Source organism: Dietzia maris (genome assembly GCF_014144855.1).
Classification (GTDB): Bacteria; Actinomycetota; Actinomycetes; order Mycobacteriales; family Mycobacteriaceae; genus Dietzia; species Dietzia kunjamensis.
Map to the genome: position 1 here is coordinate 1 of NZ_JAALDN010000527.1, position 9,676 is coordinate 9,676.

At 65.6% G+C, this 9,676-nt stretch carries 10 protein-coding genes; 2 read left to right on the forward strand and 8 right to left on the reverse strand.

The annotated features are described in order from the left end of the window. The 8 genes from G6024_RS15645 to G6024_RS15675 form a co-directional block, all read right to left on the reverse strand. Positions 1-272: helix-turn-helix domain-containing protein (locus tag G6024_RS15645; RefSeq protein WP_159149125.1), on the reverse strand; the 272-nt coding region annotated here is incomplete at its 3' end. Positions 273-639: 367 nt separating this feature from the next. After that, a complete protein-coding gene (locus G6024_RS15650; protein ID WP_235027942.1) occupies positions 640-984 on the reverse strand; it encodes a MaoC/PaaZ C-terminal domain-containing protein in 345 nt (114 codons plus the stop codon). Then, complete coding sequence (locus tag G6024_RS16815) at positions 981-1,124, reverse strand: hotdog family protein (protein ID WP_227022446.1); 144 nt, start codon at positions 1,122-1,124, stop codon at positions 981-983. The genes G6024_RS15650 and G6024_RS16815 overlap by 4 nt, the downstream gene beginning before the upstream one ends. Next, positions 1,121-2,284: an acyl-CoA dehydrogenase family protein gene (locus G6024_RS15655; protein ID WP_069388662.1), complete on the reverse strand. Its 1,164-nt coding sequence runs from the start codon at positions 2,282-2,284 to the stop codon at positions 1,121-1,123. Before G6024_RS15655 ends, G6024_RS16815 begins: the two co-directional genes overlap by 4 nt. A gap of 23 nt (positions 2,285-2,307) precedes the next feature. After that, a complete protein-coding gene (locus G6024_RS15660; protein WP_069388661.1) occupies positions 2,308-3,105 on the reverse strand; it encodes an enoyl-CoA hydratase/isomerase family protein in 798 nt (265 codons plus the stop codon). Continuing rightward, entirely contained in the window at positions 3,102-4,775 is a 1,674-nt protein-coding gene (locus G6024_RS15665) for a long-chain-fatty-acid--CoA ligase (protein ID WP_069388660.1), read from the reverse strand. Before G6024_RS15665 ends, G6024_RS15660 begins: the two co-directional genes overlap by 4 nt. Before the next feature lie 51 nt (positions 4,776-4,826). Further along, on the reverse strand, positions 4,827-6,032 hold the full coding sequence (locus tag G6024_RS15670; RefSeq protein WP_119193244.1) for a thiolase family protein: 1,206 nt from the start codon (positions 6,030-6,032) through the stop codon (positions 4,827-4,829). Continuing rightward, the gene (locus G6024_RS15675) at positions 6,029-6,943 is read right to left on the reverse strand and encodes a CoA transferase (protein WP_119193243.1); all 915 of its coding nucleotides are present in this window, start codon (positions 6,941-6,943) and stop codon (positions 6,029-6,031) included. The genes G6024_RS15670 and G6024_RS15675 overlap by 4 nt, the downstream gene beginning before the upstream one ends. Positions 6,944-7,041: 98 nt before the next feature. On the opposite strand from G6024_RS15675, the gene G6024_RS15680 reads away from it, so the two are divergent. Continuing rightward, a complete protein-coding gene (locus G6024_RS15680; RefSeq protein WP_119193242.1) occupies positions 7,042-7,680 on the forward strand; it encodes a TetR/AcrR family transcriptional regulator in 639 nt (212 codons plus the stop codon). A gap of 116 nt (positions 7,681-7,796) precedes the next feature. After that, positions 7,797-9,332 (forward strand): class I adenylate-forming enzyme family protein, encoded by a 1,536-nt coding sequence (locus tag G6024_RS15685; RefSeq protein WP_119193241.1) that lies wholly within the window; start codon positions 7,797-7,799, stop codon positions 9,330-9,332. Positions 9,333-9,676: the final 344 nt, after the last annotated feature.

Here is a 9,676-nt window from a genome sequence, read left to right on the forward strand (position 1 = left end):
TCATCTATCCGCTTCGGCCGGCCAGAGCGCGACTCGTCGAACAGGCCCGCGATCCCATCCGCCTCATACCTGCCTCGCCACTTCCACACCGTCGTCGGCGTCGTTCGCTCCCGGTCAGCGATCCGAGAGTTCGCCTGACCTTCCGCCGCGAGCAGGATAATCCGCGCCCGCATCGCCAACCCCGATTGGATCGACGTTGACCGCGTCCACGACTCCAACTCCTCGCGGTCACCATCACGAAGAATCAAAGCCGGAGCCGGGTTATTGGGCATGACCCATTCTCCCAAACACCCAAGCATTTAGGAACTAACGACACGCGACACTAGTGGGTAGATAAGAACCATAGATTCCGGGACTGGGTTCCGCTACAGACCAGGCTTCCGCCCACCTCGGCGTATCCAAATCCTGCAGGCTTGAGTTCACTTGTAGCAATAACGATCGTTAGCGGACGCGCCCGATCCGTCGAATAGGGGATGCCGCGCCGAAGGACGAGGTTTTAGGACGGGGGCCTGACTACTCTGCAGCCGCCGTCGTGAGGTGGGGTCACCGCGTCCCAAACTGACTTGCGGATCCGAGATGAAGGTCGCTTCGTCGATGTAGGTGCGGGACCGTTCTTTTGGATGACGTCCTGGCCGTGTGTCAGTTGAAGCCTCCGGACGGTGTCGCGACCTGTTCTCTCCGCCAAATGACTATGGTCAGTTCGGCGTAGAGGACGGTGTGGTCGTCCTGATCGATTAGCCGCATCTCCATCTTCACTCGTCCGCGTGTTCCGTCGAGAGTGATCTCGGCAATCCGGACGGTTCCAGTGAGAACGTTCCCGGGTCGGACGGGCGCCGGGAACCGGACCCGGTCGAATCCGAGCCCGGCGATCACTGCCCATTGGTTGAGCACTGTTTGTGTGAGCAGCCGTTGAGCGATGGCGATGGTGTGTACCCCGCTGGCGATGAGTCCGCGGAAGTGTCCCTTGGTTGGCGGCTTCCTCATCGATGAAACGATTGTGCGTCCCAGTGGGTGGCGAAATCGACCAGTTCGGCCTTGGAGACGGTGTGATCTCCCAGTTTGTGGATCTGGCCCGGGGTGAAGTCTTCGGCGTAGACGGACGGGCTCGGGGGCGTGGCGTTCACAGCGACCTGGCTACGAGCAGCTTCATGATCTCGTTGGTGCCGCCGTAGATCCGCTGCACGCGGGAGGCGGTGTACATCTGGGCGATGGGGTATTCCATCATGTAGCCGTAGCCACCGAACAGCTGTAGGCACTTGTCCACCACGCGGCACTGCATGTCGGTGGCCCACATCTTGATCATCGAGGCGCCGGCGGCGTCGAGGGTGCCGTCGATCTGGCGGCGGATGCCGTCGTCGATCATCGCCTTGCCGGCGTAGACGTCGGCCTTGCACTCGGCTAGTACGAACTGGGTGTTCTGGAAGTCCAGGAGTTTCTTGCCGAACGCATCGCGCTCTTTGACGTACCGGATGGTCTCGATCACTGCGGCCTCCGCCACTGCTACGCCGGCGACTCCGATGATGAGTCGCTCCCGCGGTAGCTGGGTCATGAGTTCGGCGAAGCCGGAGCCCTCCTCGCCGAGGATGTTCTCCACCGGTACCCGCATGTCGTCAAAGAAGAGTTCGCGGGTGTCCCATCCGTGCATGCCGATCTTCTCGAGGACGGCGCCGCGGGAGAAGCCCGCGACGTTATTGTCGACCTCGGCGACTAGTAGGGAGATGCCCTTGCCGCCGGCCGCTGGATCGGTCTTGGCCACGATGACAACCAAGTCGCAGTGGGTGCCGTTGGAGATGAAGGTCTTGGCGCCGTTGACCAGGTAGTGGTCGCCGTCGCGGATCGCTGTGGTCTTGACGTTCTGCAGGTCTGAGCCGGTACCGGGTTCGGTCATGGCGACGGCCACCACTTTCTCGCCGGAGGCGAGCCCGGGTAGCCAGCGGCGCTTTTGCTCCTCGGTCCCGTAGGCGTTGATGTAGTGGCTGACGATCGTGGAGTGCACGGTGAAGCCGAACGCGCTGTCGTGCGCGTACGCCAGTTCTTGGGCCACTACAGCCTCGTGGCCGAAGTCGCCTCCCCCGCCGCCGTCCTCGTCGGCGATGTCGGTGAGCAGTAGGCCTGCCGCCCCGGCTCTGTTCCAGAGTTCGCGGTCGACGTGGCCCTGCCGGGCCCAGTCCGCCTGGCGGGGGGTGACTTCTTGGGCGAAGAACGCGCGGGCGTGGTCCCGTAGCAACTCGTGGGACTCGGTTTGCCAGGTGGGGCGGTGGTCGGGGAACAGGGTGGTGGTCATGATCTTGTCCTTGTCGGGCCAGGTTAGCGGCCGGTGAAGTTCGGTGAACGCTTGGCCAGGAAGGCGGCCTGGCCCTCGTGGCTGTCGTCTGAGGCGAGCGCGTAGACGAAGTTGCGCTTTTCGTGCTCAAGCCCTGCGGTTATCGACCCGGTCTGCGCGGCCAGGGCGGCGTCTTTGGCCAGGGCCACGGCCAGCGGTGAGTTGGCCGAGATCCGCTGCGCCAGGGCGATCGCCTGTTCGACGACCTCGTCGTCGTCGACCACCTTTCCCACCAGGCCGAGGTTGGCGGCTTCGGTCCCGGTGGCAAGGTCACCGCTGAGTAGCAGTGCCATGGAGCGAGGTTTGCCTAGCGCCCGGATGAGTCGTTGGGTGCCGCCGCCGCCGGGGATGACGCCGAGCTTGACCTCGGGCAATCCCAGGCGGGCACCCTGGCCGGCGATGCTGGTGTCGCAGGCCAGGACGAGTTCGAGCCCGCCCCCCAGGGCCAGGCCCTCGACGGCTGCGATCACCGGTTTGGGGAAGTTTTCCAGGTCGGCCCATAGGGTCCCCCCGGAGGCCCGCCGGTGCCCGATCAACGGATCGGCGCGCAGGGCGTCGAACGCGGTGATGTCTGCTCCGGCGCAGAACACGCCGCCCGCGCCGGCCAGGACTATGGCGCGCACGGAGTCCTCGGTCCGCAGCTCGGCGAGGTGCTTGTTCAAGGCGTCGAACACCGCGGCGTTCAGTGCATTCCGGGCCTCGGGTCGGTTGATGCGCAGGATCGCGACGGCGCCGCGTCGTTCGCTGAGGACCACGTCATCGTGTCCGTTCTGGCCGCTCATTCCTCGGCTCCCCGGTAGAGATCGGCGTGGTCGGTGCGCAGCGTCTTCTTGTCCAGCTTGCCGACGCTGGTGCGCGGCAGCGCGTCGGCGAAGATGACGATGTCGGGCAGTTGCCACTTGGCGAACTTGTCTTCCAACACGGCGTGGATGTCGTCGACGCCGAGATCGGCGCCGTCTTCCTGGACGACGATCGCAACCGGGCGCTCTTGCCACTTGGGGTGCTCGATCCCCACCACTGCGGCTTCGCGGACCTGTGGGTGGGCGACGATCGCATTTTCCATGTCGATCGAGGAGATCCATTCGCCGCCGCTCTTGACCACGTCCTTGATGCGGTCGGTCAGCTTGAGGTAACCGTCGGAGCGGATCGTGCCGGCATCGCCGCTGCGCCACCAACCGTCGGCGAACGCGTCGCCCTTGTCCTCCATCTTGTGGTACCGCTCGATGATCCACGGGCCACGCATGAGCACCTCGCCCTGGGAGACACCGTCGTGGGGTAGTTCGGTTCCGTCCGGTCCGACGACCTTAATGTCGATCCCGTTGACCAGCAGACCCTGGGCCCGCTTGAGATCCCACTTCTCGTCCTCGCTGAGCACGTCCCGCAGCGTGTGCTTCAGGCCTGCGTTGACGGTGACCAGCGGAGTGGTCTCCGTGGCGCCGTAGGCGTGGATGATGTCAGCACCGGTGAGGTCATGGAAGCCGCGCATGAGCGTCAGCGACGGTTCGGTCGCCCCGGACAGCAGACGGGCGCGGCTGAAGTCCGGGCGTGTCTTGAGTGTCCGGATGTAGTCGAGCATCGGCTCGAAGATGGCGGGGGCACCGTTGGCCACGGTGACGGACTCGGAGATCATCGCGTCAACCAGCGCAGAGGTGTCCTCGGCCGTATACCGCCCGGGCAGCACCACCTTCGCGGCCGAGTAGATGGCCGACTGCGGCAGTCCCCAGCCCTGGCCGTGGAACATCGGGGTGATGATCATGACGGTGTCGTCGTCACCCATCTTCAACTGCGCTGCCTCGGAGAGGGTGTGGAGGTAGATCCCGCGATGGGAGTAGTACACGCCCTTGGGGCGGCCGGTGGTGCCGGTGGTGTAGCACGCGCTGTACGCCGAGGTCTCGTCGATCATTGGCCAGTCGAAGCCCGGTTCCGCGGCCGTCAGCGCGTCTTCCCAGTGGACGACCCCGGGCAGGGTGGTGGAGATCTCCGAGAGTGGTTTGTCCGTCATGACCACCCACGTCTTCACCCCGACACCCTGCTCGACCAGCGCCTCAGCCACGGGCAGTAGGGACTCGTCGACCAGCACGATCGAGGCTTCGGCGTGGTCGGTGACATATGCCAGGTCCACCGGGGCGAGGCGCAGGTTCATCTGCAGCATCACCGATGCGATACCGGGAATCGCCCAGTACAGCTCCATATGGCGTTTAGAGTTCCAATCCAGGATTCCCACCACCGTTCCGGGCCCGGCACCCAGCCCGGTCAGCGCGTGGGCTGACTTCCCGACCCGCTCGAACATGTCGGCGTAGGTGTAGCGGTCCCAGCCCCCGTCGACGGTGCGAAATACGATCTCCTGCTCGGGGTAGGTCCGGGTGGAGTGCCGCAGCAGGGTCGTGGTGTTGAGCTGATAACTGTCACCGTGTGTCGACGGCAGACCGGTGACGATGGGGCGGGACGTCATGGTGGTGCTCCTCAGTGGGGCTGGGACGGTGGCTGGGACGGACGGGACTCGTCAGAGGCGTTCGATGATGGTGGTGTTAGCGGTGCCGTGGGCTTCGCAGATGGTCTGTAGTCCGTATCGGCTGCCGGTGCGTTCGAGCTCGGTCAGCAGGTCGGTCATCATGCGGGCGCCGGTGGATCCGAGGGGGTGGCCCACGGCCACCGAGCCGCCGTTGACGTTGAGTTTGTCGTCGGGGACGCCGAACTCTCTTTGGAACATCAGCGGCACGCCGGCGAACGCTTCGTTGACCTCGAACAGGTCGATGTCGTCCACCGTGAGCCCCGACCGGTGAAGGGCCTTGCGGGTGGACTCGAGGATTGCGGTGAACTGGATGATCGGATCGGCCGCCGCGACCGCGTGGACCACGAAGCGGGCGCGGGGGGTGAGCCCGTTGGCCTCGGCGAACTCGCGGTCGGCGATGAGCAGTGCGGCGGCGCCGTCGCTGAGCTGGGAGGAGTTGGCTGCGGTGGTCTTGCCGTCCTCGGCGAACACTGTCCGCAGGGACGCCATCTTCTCCGGGTCGAGCTCGGCCCGGATCCCCTCATCCGCGGTAACGGGCTCGCTGGAGTCATCGAGCGGGTCGCGGCGCAGCGGAACCAGCTGGGTCTCGAAGCGGCCGTCGCGGGTGGCGGCCAGCGCCCGCTCGTGGCTCCGGCGGCTGAACGCGTCGAGTTCCTCTCGGCTGAGGTCGAAGCGGGTGTTCATCAGCTCACTGGACGGGCCTTGCACCAGCAGTCCGCCGTCGTAGCGGGCCAGTTCCCGGGGGGAGTACTGCGGGCCGAGCGGGGCTCCGGGCTGTAGGGACGACGGCAGTGCCACCTGCGACATCGACTCCACGCCGCATGCGATGGCGAGGTCGTAGGACCCCGCCTCCACACCGTGGGCGGCAAATGCCACAGCTTGTTGCCCCGAGCCGCACTGTCGGTCCACGGTCACTGCCGGCACCGAATCGGGCAGGCCGGAGGAGAGCACTGCATGGCGGGCGATGTTGGAGCTCTGCTGGTCGTGCGTCATCACACATCCGGCGATCACGTCGTCGATCTTCTCCGGCGCCACATCACTGCGGCGAACCAGTTCCTTGAGGGTGGCCCCCAGCAGATCGGCGGGATGCCAGGCGGCCAGCGCCCCGCCGCGCTTGCCGACCGGTGTCCGGACGGCATCGATGATCACGGCCTCGCGGGTGGCGCGGAAGCTACGGGGCTGGGGGGAGTCGGTCATGACTGGGTCCTTCCTCGGGGTGGTCGGGTGGTGGTCGCCGTGAGCGCGTGGGTGGTCTGCGCTGTGGCCGGCCGGGCATGGCGAACGGCGCTGAGCGGGATGTCGTGGCGCGCGGCCAGATCCTCCCAGTGGGCCGTGGGGTGCGCGCTGAAGGCGCGGGCGTAGGCGGCGTATGTGCCGTCACAATCGAGTACCTCTCTGATGTGGACCTCGAAGTGCGGCTCGAGTGCCCCCAGAGCGATATGGCCGTCGGCGGTGGCATAGATGTTGTAGGAGGGCAGAGCCCCGCCCAGTGGTGCTCCATCGCCGAACAGTCCGTGTCGGAGGGCGGCCGCGGAGTCGTACGCGGCCGCGTCGAGAGTGATGCGTTGATGTCCACCGGAGTCGTGCTGTCCCCGCGCCAGCAGCAGGGCCAGGGCGGCCGAGATGGCCCGCTCCCCACCGATGGTGTCGGCGACCGGGACCAGCGGCAGGTGTGGCGGTCGGATGGTGCCGTATCTTGCCTGATATGTCAGGTCGTGGCCCGCGACTTCCTCGTCGGCGCCGTCGTAGCCCACGATCTCCACATGACACAACCGCGGGAAGCGGTCGCCGAGGTTGCCGAGGCCGAGACGGCGAAGCGCTGACGGGCGCATGGCGGTCACCAACACGTCCGCCGTATCGAGCAGCCTGGTCAGCTCCTCCGGGCCGCTACCACTCTTGAGGTCGACCCGACGGACCTCCACCCCCTGTGTCAGTTCTGCGTACCAGGAGGGCGCGGCCACGGCCAAGGCGTCACCCGCCGGCGGCTCCACTTTGATCACCGCGGCGCCGAGGTCACTAAGGCCTGCTACGGCTAGCGGACCGGGCAGGTTGGTAGCCAATGAGACGACCTGTATGCCGGCTAGGGGTCGGAGCGATCGAAGACTCATTTCGGTGACTATACAAGCGGTCAGTAAACTTAGTCATCGTATAGCGCTAACGGTTGGCGCGTCCCCGTAGACTCGTTTATCAACGGAAGGGAGGCCGCGTGGACCGCCCCGCCCAGCATTTCGACGACCAAGACCTCACCGCCAAAGCGCGAATCCGCAACGCCGCTCTCGAGCTTTACGCGGCCAACGGCGAGGACCGCACACCGATGCGGGCAGTCGCGGCCGCCGCCGGGGTGACCGTCGGGCTGGTGGTTCATCACTACGGGTCCAAAGACGGCCTCCGCGAGGCTGTGGAGCAGCTCGTCGTGGAACGTTTCGCGTCGGCCCTTGCTTCTGCCCCGACCGATGGGGCCGGCGAACAAATCGCTCGCGTCCGGAACGAGTCCGTCGCGGAAATGCTGGTCAGAAACCCGGAGGTGGTCAACTACCTCCGACAGGCGCTACTTGAACCCGGTGGCCGGCGGGGGCAACTGCTGGAGCGACTTACCGAACTCACCCACCGGGAGGTCGTTGCGATGCGCGAGACTGGCGCGGCCTCGCGAGGTCGCGCCGATTCCGTCCAGGTGGTCGACGTGATGATCAACCAGATGGGCCGGCTGTTCCTGCAGCCGCTGGTCGATGCCGTCTGGACTCACCTCGGGACCTTCACTCACACCGAGGGGCACAGCAAGCCCGAACTCGGCGTGAGCGTGTCCGAGGGTGAAGCTGTCGATCGTTTCCCCGGGCCCGCCACCTGAGCCGCGTTTCCGGCTTCACTGAACATTTGTACAAGCACCGCGCTGGCGGTTACAGTTTCGGCTGTGTCCGGGGTCACATGTCCGATCCCGGAGTCTTCAACACCTCAGGAGTCACCATGGCCACTCTCGGAGGCGCCCTCGCGCTCAATGCCCGTCGGCACCCGGACAAAACTGCACTGATCTTCGGCGAGAGCATCTACTCGTATGAGCAGCTTGCGGCCCGGACCGATCAGTACGCGCATGCGTTGGCGTCGCTCGGAGTCGGTAAGGGCGACAGGGTGGCGCTGCTGAGCCCGAACTCCGATGCGTACGTCCTGGGCTTGTACGGAGCGTTCCGACTGGGGGCCATCGCTGTGCCTCTCAACCCTCGCGTGCCGGCCCGCGAACTTCGCTACCTGCTCGAGGACTCCGGTGCGACGGTGCTGCTGTATTCCGAGGAGCTCGCGGTGGTGGTGGCCGGTCTCGACGAGCTCGATCCGCTGCCGTCCGCGCCGCAAAGCCTGGTGCTGGACGAGGCCGCAGCGCAGGGCATCGCGCGGCTCGCAGACACCATGCCGACCACCGCGCCGGAGGCGGAGGTCATCGAGGACGACGACTGCATCATCCTCTACACCTCAGGCACGACCGGGCGCCCCAAGGGAGCGTTGTTCGACCACCACCGCATGCTGTGGGTGGGGAACTCGGTTTCCGCACTCGGCATGAATAGCTTCGACCGGAATCTGCACGTCGCGCCGATGTACCACTGCGCGGAGTTGGTCCTGTTCGTGATGTCAGGGTTCAGCCTGGGCACCACTCACGTGGTGCTGCCAGCGTTCGAGCCCAAGGCGGTCCTGGATGCGCTGGAGAAGCACCGCATCACCGTGTTCCTGGGCGTGCCCACCATGTACCAGATGCTGCTGCAGTACCCCGAACTCGGCACGCGCGATCTGTCCGCATGGCGGCTGGGCTTCTTTGGCGCCGCACCAATGCCGCCGAACGCGGCGACCAGCTTGCTCGCCACCTTGCCGCACGTGCAGTTCTTCCAGCTGTGCGGCCAGACCGAGGGCGGCCCGACCGGAATCTTCCTCACCCCGGACGAAGTACGCGCCCGCCCGGATGCCACCGGACGGATGTCCATCACCAATGCCGAGACGCGGATCGTCGATGACGAGGGCAACGACACCGCGGTCGGCGAGCCCGGGGAGATCATTTACCGAGGCGAGACCATCATGAAGGGCTACTGGAACAAACCCGAGGCCACCATGGATGCGCTCCGCAACGGCTGGCTGCACAGCGGCGACGTGGCGGTCCGGGACGCTGACGGGTATATCACAATCGTTGATCGGATGAAAGACATGATCATCACGGGCGGGCGCAACGTCTACTCGGTGGAGGTCGAACAGGCCCTCGCCAGCCACCCGGACGTGGCCGATGTGGCGGTCGTCGGGCGGCCGGACGAGATGTTCGGGGAGAGCATCATCGCCGTCGTCACCCCGGTTGAGGGCCGCGACGTCGCCTTGGAGTCACTCCGCGAGTACGGATCCCAGTACATTGCGGGTTATAAGCTTCCGCGCGAGCTCATCACCCGGCCCATTCCGCGTAACCCCTCGGGGAAGATTCTCAAGCACGTGCTGCGCGATGCAATCACGGAAGGCGCAGTCGCCACCAACTAGCAATCGGATAGCTCGTTAGGTTCCTCTGCTGATCCACCTGCCATTTGGCCCGCTCGGGGAGGGGTCGAGTTCGCGGGATACTCGGCATCGTCTACTTGTCATAACGTCTGGATGTCGGCGTGGCCTGCTTAGTTGCTGGTGTTACACGTAGTGCGAGCAGCATTGGCGATGTCGCGAATCGCGCCGGTGGCATTGTCAATGTTCAGTGGCGGTTCCCATCGCTGTAGCGGCGGGTCCGGCCGCTGCGGAATCGGGAGCTGGCAGCAGGACCGATGCAGGCAGGTGTGCATTCAGTCCGTGAGCCGGGTCTGGCTAAGCCTGGATCCACCGATGAGATGAACTTC